We start from the raw sequence: 17,419 nt of genomic DNA on the forward strand, positions 1-17,419 counted from the left end.
TGCCTTGTGCCAGACTTTTGACAGAACTATTGGGATTTCTTTAACACTGCCAATTCCCTCAACTGGGATGGGCATCAGGGGCTGCATCCGTAACCCGACTTCATAACTCCTCCTGATGAAACCCTTTATTCATAAGGCATTTGCCCATCTACCCGTTTTAAATCGAGGGTCACGCCGACGTGATGGTCGCCCTTTACCCCGCCGACCTCGCTTCCTACGATACTCTCTAGTCTTACTGTTATTACTCGGCTGCGCTGTCCCGTTCGGATTGACAGCTACTCGCGTATTTGCCCAGAGTGACACGTCCGCCTCCCCTGCAACAGAGACACTCCGCGAAAGCAATACAGAAGAGCGCAAAGAACGCGGTCGCAATGATTCGGGTCTGCCCAACCCCGCTAACAAAGCACCTGAAGTGGCTGCCCTGCCCACAGGCGACCCCTACGTTCTAGAATTCAACCGCGCTCCCGTGGTTGGCACCCGCTTTAGCCTAAAAGGAATCTATGACGAAGCCCGTCTAGGGTTTACCCGTCCCCGTGACTGGAAGCTAAAAACCGTCAAAACCCAAATCCGCTATCGGCATTCGCCAGCGCTTTACGCCACACGCTCAAACCTCACCGTACTGATTAACGGTGCGAGTGTTGGCACTATTCCCCTCAACCGCAAAGAAGGGGAAATCGGTACTGCCGTCTACGACGTGCCACTCGCGCAACTTCAGAACTATAACGAACTCACCTTAGGCGCACTCCAAAACAACTCCCCCACCTGTACCCAAGACCCCTACGACCCGTCGCTGTGGACAGAGATACTCCCCGATTCCAAAATCACCTTTGACTACACGCCTCAACCCATCTCACTCGACTTCAGTCGTTTTCCCTATCCCATCTTTGACGAACTCAGCCTATACCCCAATCAAGTCGCTCACCTGCTACCCACCAAAGTTGATGAAGCTTGGCTAACCTCAACGACTCGCTTCCAAGCCACCTTAGGACGCTTAGCCGACTTTCGTCGCCTCGATACCCGCCTCATCAAATCCATTGATGATGTAGCGTTGAGTGAGCGGTTGGTGATTGTCGGCACCCCAGAACAGCAACCCGCCCTGAAATCACTGGAACTCCCGCTCACCCAGAAAGACAACAAATTCCTGGATAGCAAGCAGAAGGTGTTAGCGCCAGATGTTGGGGTGTTGATGTTGACAACCACCTCAGACAATAAAGCCCCTGTGCTGGTCGCAACAGGCAATAGTCCTGCGGCTGTCGCCAAAGCTGTACAGTTTCTAGTGCAGCCCAAAGACGAGCAAATTGCGACAGGTCAACTCATCCTTGTGGATAAGCTCTCCCCTGTGCCGTCCCCCAATCCTCGCGACTGGTCTGGGTATTTACCCCGCGCTGAATCCTTTAAACTCGCTGACCTCAATGCCCCTAGTGGCAAACTCTTTGAGGATGTAACCGTTCGAGGGGCAGATTCACCACCCATTGAAATCGACTTCAAAGCCTTACCAGACGATCGCTTTGTGTCGGGGAACACCATGAATCTGGTTTACAGCTATGGTCCCCAAATTAACCCCAAAACCTCCCTAGTAGAAGTGAAGCTGGATGGCGTGGCGCTGGTTGGTAAGCGCCTCTCTTCGATTAATGGCGGTACGCGAGAGTCCCTAAAGATTGCCCTCCCGGAAAACTTAATCAAACCCACCTCAAAAATTCAGGTCGATTTCCGCCTCGATGCGCGGGAGCGTCGTTCCTGTAGCCGGGTGACCGACCAACAACTCTGGGGGACTTTGCACTCGGATACAAGTTTTGACCTCAAGCGAACCAATACCGTTGATTTGCCAAACCTGAAGCTGTTACAGACAGGTTTTCCCTTTGCCGCGCCCCAGGATTTATCGACGACAGCAATTGTTGTTCCAAAATCGCCCTCGGTGAGTGAGTTGAGGGCTTTACTGGAGTTTGGGGAAAGACTCGGACGGCTCACTAAGGCTCAGTCTGTTCAGTTCGGCGTTTACACCGCCGATGCGTTGCCAGTCAAACTGAAAGAAACCCAGCATCTTGTGGGGATTGGCACACAAAAGAAATTTCCCTTTCCAGAAGTGTTCACTTCCGGGGGTTTTAACCTGAAGGATGGCTCTACACGTCAGCGCAACCAAAGTGCGGTTCAAACCTCACCCGATAATGACGGTGTAATCAAGCAAATGATTTCGCCTTGGAATAAAGAGCGTGTGCTGCTAGCGCTGACGGGTCAGACGGATAAAGGCTTAGACCAAGTGCAAGATTTGTTCCAGCAAGACCCCTTATTCTTCCAACTCAAGGAAGACACCGTTCTCATTAGTGCCAACACCGCCAATCCGGAAGCCTATGACCCCAATGCCTATACGTTAGAGTTTTTGCAGCGTGAACCGAAGCGTCAAATCGATAAAACCCCTGCGCCACGCCGAATTCTCCGCGTCGTTTCCGGGACTTGGTTCCTCTTGGGACCTGCAATTGTGGCAGCAACGCTCATCCTCTACGGTGTTGTCCAGCTATATCTCAAGCGCGTGGCTGGTCAGGTGAAGTAGCGATCGCTAATTGGGCGACTGGGAACGGGTTTTTCAGGGTAATTCAGTAAGACCCCTTTCGCGAAATCCCCTCGCCTATTTGCGATCGCTACTCTCTATTTCTTACTCTCCATTCCTTAATCCCTTTGTCAAATGACGAGTACATCCTCAAAAGTCAGAGAGAAACCAAGTCGTAGGCGCTTTGAGATTTCAGCCGCGCACCGTGAACAGTTAACGATTTGGCTTGTCGATCGCATTCCGGATGCGTTTGACAAGGTTCTTCAGTGGCTCTCGCATACTCAGCTACTGCTGCTGATTGTGTCGCTGTTGATGCTGTTAACACCTCTAATCACGGCGCGTCCAGCGATTTGGCAGCAAGGGGTAGTCGCCGCACTGTTGATTGCGGTGGGGCGTTTCGCCTTACAAATGGAGGAGCAAAAGCCCAGTAAAAAAATCAGTGAGTATCTTCACTTGTTTTTGATTTTATTGAGTCTGGTTTCTACAGCCCGTTATCTGTATTACCGCCTCAATTACACACTGAACTTCGATGACTGGCTCAATGGGACGTTCTGTTTCTTGTTGTTGGCGGCAGAACTTTATGCGATTTGCACCTTAGTTCTTGCCTACTTTCAAACAATAAAAATTAAAGACCGTAAACCAGTTGATCTTTCCCTCTATCCTCAAGACCAGTGGTTTAACGTCGATATCTATATTCCGACCTATAACGAAGATGTTGAAATTGTCCGCAAAACGACATTAGCGGCTTTAGCCATTGACTATCCCGCCGAGAAAAAACGAGTATATGTCCTTGATGATGGTCGAGCGGAAAAGTATAAAGCGCGTCGGGAAGAGTTACGCCAAATGTGCGAAGAACTTGGCGCGACAATGCTGACACGGGACAATAACGACCACGCGAAAGCCGGAAATATCAACACGGCTTTTACGCGCACCAATGGTGATTTGGTGCTGATTCTTGACTGTGACCACATGCCGACCAAAAATTTTCTGATGGATACGGTTGGCTTCTTTTTTAACCAAAAAGTGGCGTTTGTGCAGACGCCTCACTGGTTCTATAACCCAGACCCGTTTGAACGAAATCTCCTCACGGGTGGCAAAATTCCTGTGGGTAATGAACTGTTTTATAAGGTGCTGCAAAAAGGCAATGATTTCTGGAATGCGGCTTTTTTTTGTGGTTCAGCGGCGGTGATTCGCAAAGAGTATGCGCTGCAAGTTGGAGGGATTGCCACAGAAACGGTTACAGAAGACTGTCACACGGCGTTCCGGCTGCATTCTCTGGGTTATGAGTCGGTCTACTACGACAAGATTATGGTTGCGGGATTAGCACCGGAGAAGTTTTCTGCCTATGTGGGTCAACAAGTCCGTTGGGCACGAGGGATGGCGCAGATTCTGCGACTTGAAAACCCGTTGATTAACCCGAAGTTGAATCTGACGATTCCGCAGCGACTCTGTTACTTCAGTGCGACATCGCATTTTTTCTACGGGTATCCCCGGTTGATGTATGCGATCGCACCACCTCTATTTCTCTTGTTTGGTATCAACTCGGTTCGAGGGTTGGGTTTAGAAACGTTGTTCTATGCTTTGCCTCACATTATTCTGTCGATGCAGACGAACCACATACCCTACAAGAATGTCCGTTTCTCGTTCTGGAATGAGATTTTTGAGTTTGCGATGTCGTTCCAGGCGGGGATTGTGACGCTGATGGCGCTGGTTAACCCGAAACTCGGCAGCTTTAATGTGACGGATAAAGGGCTTTCTGTTACGAAGCGCAGTTTTGACTTTGACTCGGTGCGGTATCTTGTCATTGTTAGTGCGATCGCAGCGGCTTCTTTGTTTGCTGTCCCGTTTTGGCTAGTTATTAGCCCAGAGGATACCCAAGCGGTTTTAATCAATGCGTTCTGGTGTATCTTCAACTTGTTCCTGCTGTTGGCGGCGTGTCTGGTGGCATTCGAGCAACCCCAACTCCGTCGCGCACACCGTCTGCCTCGGAAGTTGACGGTACGGATTCATAGTGGTGGTCAAACGTGGACGGGTCAAACGATTGATGTGAGTGAAAGCGGTACGCAAATTCTTTTGGATGAATGGCCCAATATCCCCGATGAAGTGAAAGTGGAACTGGTGGGAGACTACGGTGCGCGGGCGCTGATGAATGGGAAGGTGATTCGCGCGATCGCAACGAGTAAACTGCAAGCAAGGCTATTTGTTGATTTTGTCGAACCCAGTCGCAGTCAGTTAGATGACTTGACATTGGTACTCTTCTCTGACGTGAAAGAGTGGTATTCCCAGACACGAACAGAGGTGGATAACCCCATCGAATCGCTCAAGTTTATTGTGACCAGTATTAAACGGGTCTTCCGCGAATTCCGTCCGGCTACGGGTGAGAAGGTACGCAAACAAGTGAATGCCTTTGCTCAGCTTTATTGGGAAGGTTGGGAAGGTCACTCCTATACGGCGAGAGTCACAGAACTCGGAACGCAGGATATAAGTGTTGAATTAGAGGGTAACAATATTTTCAACCTGGAGACGATGCTGCAAACTCAGCCGCTGATTGGTTTACTACTCTCACAGGAGGCAGATGACCCACAGCCTGCTAGTTTGTTAGCTAAGGTGGAATCGATTGAAGAGTTGGCTCCTGTTCAATCAGAAAAGCGATCGTCCACGCTTGCTACGACAGCCTCCATGCGATTTCGCATGGAGTTAAGTTTCCCGGAGTCATTAAAACGGCAGCAGCACTCCAAAATTCAACGGCTTTTAAAGACCCTTGAGTAATCTCATTTGTGCTGCGGTACTATTTCACCTTGTTGTTGAAGAAAGCTAGTTGAAAAGGGGAAGGGGAAAAGGTTAAAGGGAATGTCCTTTCTCCCTTCCCCTTTACCCTTTAACGAGAACCAACCGCTCCCTCGCAAGGTTTTCCTAAATTGGTATAACTCTCTGTTCAAAATTATTTAAAGAGAAACTCTCCTGTACTTCTGGAAAACTCGGTCAGGTCAATCGATTCCCTCTTTACAAGTTATCTCGGATTGGTAATACTTGTATTACAATATTCAAGGAAGTTCTCCGTTGAATTAAATTTATATTTAATCAGATAATAATAATACTGCTTTCTGAGCCATCTAAAAAAAAGATAGAGTAAATTAATTTGCTTTTAGCTCAGGAAATACTTATCATATTTTAATAAATAAATTATAATGATAGGGGCTTAGCCACTTCTTTTTTGCTCTAACTTATATCAACAATAAAATAATTATTATCGCGTGAAATTTTAAGAGAGAACATTACACTCTCTTCATCTATTTTTATCGCCCTTTATGGGCGCTTTACCTGTTTTCCCTGAAAAGCCTGTTAAACTGTTGAATAACAAGTTAAATGACTTGTTCATCTACCCAAAAACTAAAAAATTTTGTTACCAGAGGATGCATTACTGCTCTTGCGTTTCGCCATAAGCTCTCAAAGAGAGCGAGACAAAAGAGCTATCCAGGGGTGACTCTTCAGATACCAGCCTTTTATGACTGCCAGCTTATTTGAAAAGCGCCTTTTGTCCTAAAAGACGTTTCTAGAGCGCTCTCTCACTCGCACAAGACAAAAGCTGCCCAGAGCGTAAGACGCTTCGGCTTACTTCCTCCGGCAAAATCCATTTAAGACGAATAAATTCCGGGATGCGGCTACTCCCTCAAAAGAGTTTTCCTCTTCCATAAAACTCCGCTCTTGAGGGGATTACTAATGGAACAAGATTCAACTATTTGAATCGTTGGTCATTGCTGCAACTCATTCGTTTTTGGGTTCTGCTCTTCAAGACAGAGAAGTCAAGAGTCTTGACACTGCAGACGATACCTGAATTGTGTGAGTGTAACTTGTACAACAAGATTTAACCCTTCTAGTTTCAACGATTGGATGAGACCAAGGTAGATACAAATGAACACCGTTTCTATGGCTAGCTACAGATCTTCCCAAAGGCTAAACCCGCTCTCCTTGTTAGCACAACTATCTAGTCGTCAGGCAAATGGGTGTTTACAAGTATCTAGTGGCTCTGTTTCTTGGTCAATCTATTTAGAACAGGGAAAACTAGTTTATGCTTCAGATTCCGTTGACCCATTCGAGCGGCTTGACCGTCACCTGCGTCGCCTCAGTCGTCAAATCCCGACTCTTGTCAGTGCGGTTCGGGTTCAAGTTCGCCTGATTTTTGAATCCGATTTAGAGAGTCAGTCAAGTCAAACTCCTGATTACCAAGCTATTAGCTGGCTTGTCAATCAACAGTATCTCAACCCGGTTCAAGCCGCCTCTTTAGTCGAAGACTTGGCGGAAGAGGTAATTGTATCACTTCTGTCGGTAAAAGAAGGAAGTTACCAATTAATTAACCAGGACAAAATTGAAGAACTACCTAAGTTTTGTCGTCTTGACCTGCGAACAATTGTTGAACGCTGTCATGAGCAGTTGCGCCGCCAACAATCGAATGCCCCCACGAGTGGAACACCCGCCACTCGTACTGATGCTTCCGGTCAAGCTGGCACTCAGTCCAAACTTGAATTAATTCAAAAATCGGCTCAAAAAACGAGTACTCCTCCTCCAAGTAATAACGCTAAGGGGACGGCGATCAATCAAGGCAAACCCCTTTCAAAAAGCACGTACACGATTGCTTGTATTGATGATAGCCCAACGGTTTTAAATGCGATTAACTCGTTCTTAGATGACAAAAGTTTCTCTGTGGTCATGATTAATGACCCAGTGAGGGCATTAATGCAAGTTGTCCGGATTAAGCCTGACTTAATTTTGCTTGATGTTGAGATGCCAAACTTGGATGGCTATGAGCTATGTTCTCTTTTACGAAAGCATTCACTTTTCAAGAATACCCCGATCATTATGGTGACGGGAAACACAGGGTTTCTCGACCGAGCCAAAGCCAAACTAGTCAGAGCCTCAGGCTACTTAACGAAGCCGTTTAACCAATCTGAATTACTAAAGATGGTGTTTAAACACTTATCGTAGGAGGTTGAATTAATTGTGCTTTCCTTGCGCTTGGTCAAGAGAACACTCAGAAAATTCGGAGCAAGAGCTTTCTAAAAGATGCCTTATTCAAGACAGAAGCTAGCAATATCTGTTAATTAATCGTGAGGCCAGTTAGTCATGAGTAAAACGTTAATGCGGACAATTTTAATCGTAGAAGATACTCTCTCCGAAATGGAATTAATGAGTCATTACCTGAGAGAAAGTGGTTATACCGTTATCAGTGCCGTTGGTGCACAAGAAGCACTTGATAAGGTTTTGACCCAAAAGCCAGATGTCATCATTACCGATGTCGTTATGCCAGGAATGAGTGGTTTTGAGTTGTGTCGCCGTCTCAAGACTCATCCCGCGACTGAAAATGTCCCCATTGTTATCTGTTCTTCTAAAAACCAGGAGATTGACCGCCTCTGGGGGATGAAACAAGGGGCAGATGCCTACCTCACAAAACCCTTTACCCGCGAACAAATTCTACGTGCGATTCAAGCCGTCGCCGTTTGAACTAATGGATACCTCTGCTCTCGCCCTCCGCACCAATCCAATTCCCAATAAAAAAAATCTAGGAGACTCCTATCTCAAGTTTCAGTTTGGTCAACAAACACCTGCTGTTTTATCAATGAGTCGGGCAACTGAAGTTGTCGTCCTACCCGTAGATCGTCTAACCCCAATGCCGAACATGGCTCCCTTTGTCATGGGATTGATCAATCGGCGATCGCGTGTGCTGTGGTTAGTTGACTTGGCAAGGATGCTGAACTTACCAGGAGTCGAAACCAATGTTCAGCATTACAACGTAGTGATTATTAGTAATGAGTCTATGTCTTTAGGCGTCATTGTACAGTCCGTTGAAGGTATTGTACGCCTCATGCCTGATTCAATCCACTCTCCACTCGGTCATGTGTCATCCGCGCTAGTGCCCTATTTACGCGGATGTATTTTACAAGAGACAGAAATTTTATTAGTTCTTGATGCCGAGGCGATTCTGCGTTACGCGCAGCAATAGCGGATGGGCTGCATCGCCCTTGGCGGCGCCCCGCTGCTCCACGCGATCGCCCTTTAACTCAACGCTTTCGGATAACAGGAGTCATCACCACCGTTTCAGATCAAATGTCAATTTATTATCCCGTAATGGTGCTTATTTTATGGTTAAGCAATTCGATACAGCCAGCAGTGGCAATAACAAAATTCCAGATAATATCTATCAAAATGGCGTAGTCCGAAACAGCTACACGCACACAGCCTCGACGAAATCCATGAGCAATGAAGCCACAAAGAGGCCAGTCATTGTTCTTCCCGATTCTCATACTCCACCCCCGAAGCCAAACCCCTCCCTACGCACTCAGTTGTTGACGACAATTCTTCCTGTAGTCCTAATCCCCTTGGGACTTGCCGGATTAGTGAGCTATAACATTGCTGCCCAACGCAGCCAACAGCACGCCGAAGAGTTATTGCAAAGTAAAGCGCAGCTAGCGAGGGATGTTTCTCGTAACGTGTTAGAGGAGTCGGCAACAATTCCGGCGACTGTGGCAACCAATCCTTTAGTCATCGATGCTGCGCGCGCTAGTGGCCAAGCCGCCCAAGCCAGTGGACTCCCACAACGACCGATTGACCAAATCGAACAGGCGTTTTCGACCAACAAGCTCATAAAGCTCAATCAGGCACTCAATGATTATTTGAAAAGAACAGCAGAAACGGGAAAATTTGCCGAAATATTTTTTACCGACAAACATGGGTTCAACGTTGCTTACAGCAACCCCACCTCTGACTTTGTTCAGAACGATGAAGCCTGGTGGCAACGGGGCAAAAAGGGAGATAAGCAAGTCGTTGAGCCTCAAATTGATAAATCCTCGAACACCGTTGGTGTGGATATATCCCAGCCAATCACAGACCCCGCCTCAGGCGAATTCCTCGGTGTTGTTAAAGGCATACTGCCTGCTACCCGCTTTGATTTTGTGTTGGATGCCTTGGAAGAGACAGAAAGGAGCGAATCCGAACAACTACAAATCCTAGCCTTTGGAGATGATAGCAAGGCGATTGTTATCAAGACCCTCACGTCTCAGGGAACCTCTACCACCCAAGCCGTGCTGGGTGGTGAAGTTGTCGCCCAGAAAGCAGCCGATTTAATTAAAAACTCCATCACCACCCAGACTTCGGATGGGGGCACATCCTCTACCTCATTTGTCCACGAGAGGGCCCGTTACGCCCTCGCGACGGTTCCGAATACAAACTGGGTGGTGGTGAGTTCAATTGACACGGCTGAAATTGGTGCAACTGGGAGGGAGGCGGCGCTCATCTCAGGACTGATTTTCCTCGGACTTGCAGGTGTGACGACAGCAATTCTTTGGCTTTTAGCCCGTCGGTTATCAGAGCCTTTAAATCAGTTGGCTGGTGCGGCAGAGCAGGTTGCTGCCGGAAATTTGGATGTAAGCGCCCAACCAAATGGTTCTGCCGAAACCCAGACACTGGCTCAAAGCTTTAATAACCTTGTCGTCCGGGTCAAAGACCTCCTACAGCAACAAGCCGCCCAAAGCGAGAAAATCCAGACCTATGCTGACACGGTCAACGCCGCCACCAGAGGCGACAGCCAATTTCTCTTCGACCAAGCCGTTCAAGATGCCCAAAAGCACCTGAACGTGGATCGAGTAGTAATTTATGGCTTTGAACCCGACTTGAGCGGCAGCATCGTTGCCGAAGCGGTTGACCCCGGTTGGCCACGGGCACTGGCAGACCGTATCAGCGACCCTTGTATTCCAGGAAAACTCCTCGAAGAGTACAAACAAGGGCGAATTGTTCCTACCAGCGATGTCCGGGCAACCAATTATTCCCCAGCGCACTTGCAGTTGTTGAACCGACTACAAGTCAAAGCCAACTTAGTTGTGCCCATCATCGCTGCCGACAACCTCTTGGGCTTAATGGTGGCGCATCAGTGTTCTCGCACTCACGAGTGGCAGGAGTCAGAAATTAATTACCTAACTCAGTTAGCGACTCAAGTCGGAGTGTCTTTAACGGGTGTGAGTTTCGCCGCGCAGAAAGAAGCCGAAGCCAAACGCGCCCAACAACTCAATGAAATTATCTCTCGCGTTCGGGAATCCCTCAACGTCGAAGAAATTTACCATACCGCGATTACAGGCATCCGGGAAACCCTGAAAACTGACCGTGCGGTTGTCTACCTCTTTGACGAAGACTGGCAAGGAACTATCGTCGCCGAATCAGTAGCGAACGGTTGGCCCAAAGCGTTGGGAGCAAACATTGCTGACCCCTGTTTTGCCGAGCAATATGTTGAAAAGTACAAGCGCGGTCGGGTCAAAGCAACAGAGAACATTTACGACGCTGGCTTAACCAAGTGTTACCTAGGTCAACTAGAACCCTTCAAAGTCAAGGCGAATTTGGTTGCCCCAATTCTTGCCGAGGGGAGGTTACTAGGTCTATTGGTGACCCACCAGTGTTCCAGCACGCGACCCTGGCAGGAAGCGGACATTAACTTCTTCAAGCAGGTAGCGATTCAACTTGGCTTTGCGCTCGACCAAGCGGCGGCGCTTGAGCAGCGAGAACAAGCCCGGATTGTCGCTGAACTGATTTCAGAAGAGCAACGTCATGAAAAAGAAGCCCTCCAACTCCAGCTTTTGGAACTGCTGAGTGACGTGGAAGGAGCAGCCCGTGGTGACCTGACGGTGCGGGCGGATGTAACGGTCGGGGAAATTGGCACGGTGGCAGACTTCTTCAACGCCGTTATTGAAAGTCTGCGTGGAATTGTTACCCAAGTGAAAACAGCGGCGACTCAGGTTAACACTTCACTAGGAGAAAACGAAGGAGCAATTCGCCAACTTTCCTCCGAAGCGCTCAAGCAAGCCGAGGATACGACCCGTACCCTGGACTCGGTTGAGCAAATGACCCGTTCGATTCAAGAGGTAGCTGAGAACGCTCGGCAAGCGGCGGTCGTGGCTCGCACAGCCTCCTCTACCGCTGAAGTAGGTGGGCAGGCAATGGACCGCTCCGTGCAAAATATTCTCAAGTTGAGGGAAACGGTAGCTGAGACCGCGAAAAAGGTCAAGCGTCTGGGTGAATCATCCCAGCAGATTTCCAAGGTGGTGTCCTTGATTAACCAAATCGCGCTGCAAACAAACTTGTTGGCGATTAACGCCGGGATTGAGGCGGCGCGTGCTGGTGAAGAAGGTCAAGGGTTTGCGGTGGTTGCGGAAGAAGTTGGCGAACTAGCAGCGCGTTCGGCGGCAGCGACCAAAGAAATTGAAAAGATTGTGGAAAACATCCAACAAGAAACATCAGAAGTGGTCGAGGCGATGGAACTTGGTACAACACAGGTGGTGGAAGGAACCCATCTGGTGGAGGATGCCAAGCAGAGTCTGAGTCAGATTTTGGATGTGTCCCGCCAAATCGACGTTTTGGTGCAGTCAATTTCGAGTGCGACGGTGTCTCAGGTCGAAACCTCTCAAGCCGTAACGGAGTTGATGAAGGAGATTGCGCTCGTCTCTGAACGCACGAGCCATTCTACCCGACAAGTTTCTGGCTCTCTGCAAGAGACGGTCGGGATTGCGGCTCAATTACAAGCCTCTGTGGGTACGTTCAAAGTTGGCGATTAGTTATTTGTTGTTGGTTATTTGTTATTTGTTCAAGACGCAAACAACAGACAACTCTCCAACAGAAAAGGAACAACAAACGACAAACAACAAGTAACGAATATGTCACAAGACAAGGAACGTGAAATTCAGCTCCAGTTTCTTGAAGAAGCACAGGAGTACCTAGACACAATAGAATCAGTACTCCTCGGCTTGGAATCGAGCCACATTGATGGGCACCAAATGGATGCTGTCTTGCGAGCGGCGCATTCGGTCAAAGGGGGGGCAGGGATGATGGGGTTTGTGACGTTGAGTCAACTGGCTCACCGTATGGAAGATTCCTTCAAAGTCCTCAAGCAACAGAGAAACTCTATTTCTATTGATGCAGAACTCGAAAGCTTGCTGCTTTCAGGAATGGATCGCTTGCGCCAGGTGCTGACTCTGAACCGCCAAGGGGCGGATGTTGATGAACAGTGGCTGGCTACAGTTGGGAACCCAGTTTTTGACAAGCTGCATGAACGCCTCGGTGACCCCGTTGCCGACGATGCCAGCACGATGTTGGGGTCAGATGACGGCACCAATGTCGCGGCGTTGCTGTTTGAAACGGAAGTTGAGGGATGTTTAAATCGCCTAGAGTCGGTTATCGCCGACCCGCAAGCGCCTTGCTTAGAGGAAGAACTCTCAATTATGGCGCAAGAGCTGGGGGGATTGGGCGAAATGCTCCAGCTAGAGGCGTTTACACAACTGTGTGAATCGATTCTCTCTCATCTGGAGGCGGCCCCAGATCAGATCAGAGAAATCGCTCAAGTTTCGCTCTCCGCTTGGAGGCGATCGCAAGCGTTGGTACTAGTCGGTCAAGTGGGTAGCTTGCCGACGGCGCTTGACATCAAGTTAGAAGCGCCTTCCTTGGCTCACCCTCACTCCACCCTCCCCATGGAAACAGAGATGGTGGAAGAACCGGCGTTCGACGACGTATTTGCCGTTGACTTCGACATCTTTAGCCCCGCCGCCCAAGTCCAGCACCCCTCACTCATCGAAGAGGAGTTGTTTGACGAACCAGTGGTTTGGCAAGAGGCAACTGCTCAGGTTTCTCCCGATGTCCAAATCGATTTCTCCACCCCTACCGAGGTGGTAGAAGAACCGGCGTTCGACGACGTATTTGCCGTTGACTTCGACATCTTTAGCCCCGCCGCCCAAGTCCAGCACTATAAAGCAACCGATAGCGTTACCCCAATCGCTCCTCTAAAGCTGTCAACAGAAGAGAGTTCGACGGATGAGGTGTTTGACGAACAAGCAACGGCTGCCCAAACGAGTGCCTCTCTTTCACGAGAAGTCCAAGCGGATAAGCGTGAAGTCTCCTTAGACGACTTCAACTGGCAATCGAGTCAACCCAACTCTGGTAAGAGAGCGCAACCCAAAGAAACTCAGGAAAACACGGTTCGTATTCCCGTCCGGCAACTCGATCGACTCAACGATCTATTTGGGGAACTCACCATCGAACGTAACGGACTCAGCTTGCACCTGGCACGGTTACGGAATTTGATGGAAAACCTTAGCCGTCGCGTTAGCAACCTGGAGCAGTCGAATAGTCGCATCCGAACGGCTTACGATACCGTTACGACTCATAGCGCTATCCCCACTGTCCGTCAGCCGTCGCTGGTGACGACAAGCGCCCCGTTGAGCGGAGGGGGGTCACCACCCAAGGTTCGTTATAGCAGTTACTTTGATGCCTTCGATGCTGGTGACAGCACGGCTGGTCGTCCTGGACTTGGCGAGAGTGCGCTGCATCTTAACAGCGGCTTTGATGCCTTAGAAATGGATCGGTACAACGATCTACATCTGCTGTCGATGGAAGTGATGGAAACCATCGTCCAGGTTCAAGAAGTCACGAGTGATATTGGACTGAGTCTTGAGGAAACCGATCAAACGGCGCGGGAATTAAACCAAACCGCCAAGCAGCTACAAACCAACCTCACACGGCTACGGATGCGCCCCTTGTCTGAGTTAGTGGGGCGATTTTCCAGAGCCTTGCGAGATCTTTCGTTGGAGTACGGAAAACAAGCCGAACTCAAAGTTTTAGGGAAGGGGACTCTGATTGATCGCAGCATCTTGGAGGCGCTTAGTGACCCCTTGATGCATCTGGTGCGTAATGCCTTCGACCACGGGATTGAAGACCCTGCCACTCGCTCATCTCAAGGAAAACCCGCTCAAGGGGTAATTGAAATTAAAGCGGCGCACCGGGGTAACCAAACGATTATTACGGTCAGTGATGATGGGAATGGTATCAATCTCAACAAAATCCGGGCGAGAGCGGAAGCGATGGGCTTGGATGCGGGGTTACTCGCTGCTGCAAGTGAGGATGAATTGCTCTCACTGATTTTTGAACCCGGTTTTAGCACCGCCGACCAAGTCACTGCCCTTTCGGGTCGAGGCGTGGGGATGGATGTGGTTCGCAACAACCTTAAATCTATCCGTGGTGACATCCGTGTGGATACTCAGCCTGGGCGAGGAACAACCTTTACGCTCACGGTGCCATACACGCTTTCAGTGGCGAGAGTCTTGCTTGTGGAAAGTAATGGAATGCTGCTTGCCTTTCCCACGGATGCGATCGAGGAGATGCTCTTACTAAATCCCGACCAGGTGTTGACCACTCCTGGGAACGAAGTTCTCAACTGGGAAGGGGAGATGGTTCCTTTGACAAGGCTTAGCTCGTGGCTAACATTTTACTGCCCACGCAAAGGTGTTGCAACACCAGAAGGCGTGCCCACGATTAGTGTGCCAACGGTGCTAATGGTGAGTCAAGGAGACTGCTTGCACGCGCTCGTCTGCGAACGCTGTTGGGGTGAACGGGAGGTGGCTATCCGCAAAGTTGAAGGCACACTGACAATGCCTCCTGGCTTCGCCAGTTGTACAATTCTTGGCGATGGTAAAGTTGTTCCACTTGTTGATGCCAATGCGCTGCTGCGCTGGGTTGCTCAAGAGGCTGCGTCCACGAGTACGCTCGTGATTGACGAGTCAGCTCGTGTGTCGTCGTCGCCAAATCCTTTGGCGCTCAAGGAGTCACGAGATGGAGCAGATAACCCACCCGCAACTCCTCTGCCGCACTCGCAAAAAGACAGCATTCTCGTTGTTGATGACTCGATTAATGTCCGCCGATTTTTAGCCTTGGCTTTAGAAAAAGCCGGGTATTTGGTGGAACAGGCTAAAGATGGTCAAGATGCGGTTGAAAAACTGCTCGGTGGATTGCAGGTTTCAGCCGTTATTTGTGACATTGAGATGCCTCGTCTCGATGGTTATGGCTTTTTGGCTCGAATCAAATCCGACCCAGCATACGAGCAATTACCAATTGCGATGCTAACGAGTCGCAGTGGGGAAAAGCATCGCCAACTAGCAATGACTTTGGGGGCTGCCGCCTATTTTTCTAAGCCTTACAATGAGCGGGAGTTATTACGAACGATGAAGCAACTCATTACGTCCAGAGTGAGCTATTCCCCACGCCCGACATAATGGCGACCGAGAGAGGGCTTCGCTTCGTATTGCACTCCTCTGGCTACGAAGGCTGAATGCTTTTTCTTGGTCATTGGTCATTAGTCATTGGCTGACGGGGCTTTAAACCCGTGATGTTTCGGTAAAATTATGGCTGTTTTTTCTCCACTTACCTCCCGACGAGCTAGCAATCGCAAAGCCGAAGCTACCCAACAACTAATTGTTTTTCGCCTTCATAATGAAGGGTTTGCCCTGCCAATTCGTTGCGTACATAAAGTTATTCCTATGGGTAATATTTATGGAGGTCGAGAGGGCGCTTTCTCTGTGGGACTGACACTGTATCAAGATCAAGAATTACTCGTTATTGACGGTTATCATCGAATTTTTCGGAGCGCACCAAGCTCGTATTTGCCCGCAACGGACCAAGCGCTTCCTCATAAAGGGCAAGAAGAACAGCCGGACATGACGAGCGCAGGCTTCCTGCTGATTGTCCAAAGCCCTCAAGGGAAACTGGTAGGGTTACCGATTGATTCACCACCTTCGTTGCAACGTGTACCGGAGTCGGCATTTACTCCCTTAACGTCAACCTATATGGCAGAGGGGAATATTCGATGTGTCAGTGCGCTGATTCTTCAAAATAATGATGAACCGCCTCTATTTTTGCTCAACCCAGAAAAGCTTGTTGAGCCTCAACAGGCTTTACCGGGAACCACATTCGCCCAAGAGAGGGGGTAGAGTTCGTGGTAAGTTGTTTGCGGAAAGATTGATTATCCCAAACGTTTATGAGTGCGATCGCACCAGTGCCCGACTCCGCTACTCGACTCGATTTCCCACCTTCATCGACGTCATCACTCGTAGAGAGACTGCTGGCAGATAAGCGCAGCCCTCATACTCAAAAAGCCTATGCCAAAGATCTAAAAGATTTCTTTCGGACGACAACGGGCTGTGAACCGACTCCCGAAATGGTTGCCGCTTTCCTAAGACTGGAAAGACTTGAAGCGAAAAGCGTTGTCTTGGACTATAAAGCCAAAATGATTGAGCGGGGTTTGTCTGAGGCGACTGTAAACAGACGATTAGCCGCTATCCGGGCACTGGTTAACTATGCTTATGAAGCCGGACAGTGTGGTTGGACACTCTCAATCCGTAACGAGAAGGTTAAGCCCTACAGAGACACGACAGGAATTAGCCGCGAGGCATACCGTCAAGTTCTAGCGGTTCTAGACAGAGAAACCTTGAAGGGGAAAAGGGATTTTGCCCTCTTGCGGCTTTTGTGGGATAACGCCTTACGTCGAGGTGAAGTATCGAATGCCAATATCAAGAATTTTGACCCGGAAGCCAGAACACTTAAAATCTATGGTAAGGGGAAAGGAACGCAAGCAGAAATTATAGACTTGAGCCGACCGACGACAGCCGCTTTACTAGAATGGCTAGAGAATCGTGGGGAAGCCTCAGAAGAAGCCCCACTATTTATTGCCTTAGACTCTGTTAACTTTGGGCATCGTTTGACGGGTTCAGCGATCGCGTGGATAGTCAAACAGACTTGCCTAAAGGCGGGGATAACTAAACCCATGAGTCCCCACAGAATTAGACACTCTAGCATTACCGCCGCACTAGATGCGACGAATGGGAATGTACGCAAGGTGCAAAAACTGAGTCGTCATTCCCAGTTAGATACGTTAATGATTTACGACGACAATCGGCAAAAGTGGCAGTTGGAAATAACAGACTTGCTAGCAGAAATGCTTTGACAAAGAAGTAGGGGAGGAGTCAGGAGTTCATCTCGTTTTTCTGAGCTAAAGCCCTTGCTTCCAAAAAACAC

Annotated in this window: 9 protein-coding genes; all 9 read left to right on the plus strand. The window is 49.0% G+C overall.

Annotation, left to right across the window (positions count from 1 at the left end; genetic code table 11):
• Window positions 1–115: 115 nt before the first annotated feature.
• Window positions 116–2,548: a cellulose biosynthesis cyclic di-GMP-binding regulatory protein BcsB gene (locus H6F98_RS00625; protein ID WP_192216742.1), complete on the plus strand. Its 2,433-nt coding sequence runs from the start codon at window positions 116–118 to the stop codon at window positions 2,546–2,548.
• A 132-nt stretch (window positions 2,549–2,680) separates the two neighbouring features.
• Window positions 2,681–5,314, plus strand: coding sequence for a UDP-forming cellulose synthase catalytic subunit (gene bcsA / locus H6F98_RS00630; protein ID WP_192216743.1), 2,634 nt, complete (start codon window positions 2,681–2,683; stop codon window positions 5,312–5,314).
• Between the two features lie 1,143 nt (window positions 5,315–6,457).
• Entirely contained in the window at window positions 6,458–7,528 is a 1,071-nt protein-coding gene (locus tag H6F98_RS00635; protein WP_192216744.1) for a response regulator, read from the plus strand.
• A 138-nt stretch (window positions 7,529–7,666) separates the two neighbouring features.
• Window positions 7,667–8,044 (plus strand): response regulator transcription factor, encoded by a 378-nt coding sequence (locus tag H6F98_RS00640; protein ID WP_192216745.1) that lies wholly within the window; start codon window positions 7,667–7,669, stop codon window positions 8,042–8,044.
• Between the two features lie 4 nt (window positions 8,045–8,048).
• Entirely contained in the window at window positions 8,049–8,543 is a 495-nt protein-coding gene (locus H6F98_RS00645; protein ID WP_192216746.1) for a chemotaxis protein CheW, read from the plus strand.
• A gap of 139 nt (window positions 8,544–8,682) precedes the next feature.
• Window positions 8,683–12,138 carry a methyl-accepting chemotaxis protein gene (locus H6F98_RS00650; protein WP_192216747.1) on the plus strand — a complete coding sequence of 1,152 codons (3,456 nt, stop codon included), beginning with the start codon at window positions 8,683–8,685 and terminating at the stop codon, window positions 12,136–12,138.
• A gap of 99 nt (window positions 12,139–12,237) precedes the next feature.
• On the plus strand, window positions 12,238–15,621 hold the full coding sequence (locus tag H6F98_RS00655) for a response regulator (RefSeq protein ID WP_192216748.1): 3,384 nt from the start codon (window positions 12,238–12,240) through the stop codon (window positions 15,619–15,621).
• A 129-nt stretch (window positions 15,622–15,750) separates the two neighbouring features.
• On the plus strand, window positions 15,751–16,335 hold the full coding sequence (locus H6F98_RS00660; protein ID WP_192216749.1) for a chemotaxis protein CheW: 585 nt from the start codon (window positions 15,751–15,753) through the stop codon (window positions 16,333–16,335).
• A 47-nt stretch (window positions 16,336–16,382) separates the two neighbouring features.
• A complete protein-coding gene (locus H6F98_RS00665) occupies window positions 16,383–17,348 on the plus strand; it encodes a tyrosine-type recombinase/integrase (protein ID WP_192216750.1) in 966 nt (321 codons plus the stop codon).
• The last annotated feature ends 71 nt before the right edge of the window (window positions 17,349–17,419 follow it).

This window comes from Microcoleus sp. FACHB-SPT15 (genome assembly GCF_014849525.1).
Classification (GTDB): Bacteria; Cyanobacteriota; Cyanobacteriia; order Cyanobacteriales; family Coleofasciculaceae; genus Symplocastrum; species Symplocastrum torsivum.

Coding starts and splice junctions, on each gene's coding strand:
- H6F98_RS00625 (WP_192216742.1), top strand. CDS start 116: ATGAAACCCTTTATTCATAAGGCATTTGCCCATCTACCCGTTTTAAAT.
- H6F98_RS00650 (WP_192216747.1), top strand. CDS start 8,683: ATGGTTAAGCAATTCGATACAGCCAGCAGTGGCAATAACAAAATTCCA.
- H6F98_RS00655 (WP_192216748.1), top strand. CDS start 12,238: ATGTCACAAGACAAGGAACGTGAAATTCAGCTCCAGTTTCTTGAAGAA.
- H6F98_RS00660 (WP_192216749.1), top strand. CDS start 15,751: ATGGCTGTTTTTTCTCCACTTACCTCCCGACGAGCTAGCAATCGCAAA.
- H6F98_RS00645 (WP_192216746.1), top strand. CDS start 8,049: ATGGATACCTCTGCTCTCGCCCTCCGCACCAATCCAATTCCCAATAAA.
- H6F98_RS00640 (WP_192216745.1), top strand. CDS start 7,667: ATGAGTAAAACGTTAATGCGGACAATTTTAATCGTAGAAGATACTCTC.
- bcsA (WP_192216743.1), top strand. CDS start 2,681: ATGACGAGTACATCCTCAAAAGTCAGAGAGAAACCAAGTCGTAGGCGC.
- H6F98_RS00635 (WP_192216744.1), top strand. CDS start 6,458: ATGAACACCGTTTCTATGGCTAGCTACAGATCTTCCCAAAGGCTAAAC.
- H6F98_RS00665 (WP_192216750.1), top strand. CDS start 16,383: ATGAGTGCGATCGCACCAGTGCCCGACTCCGCTACTCGACTCGATTTC.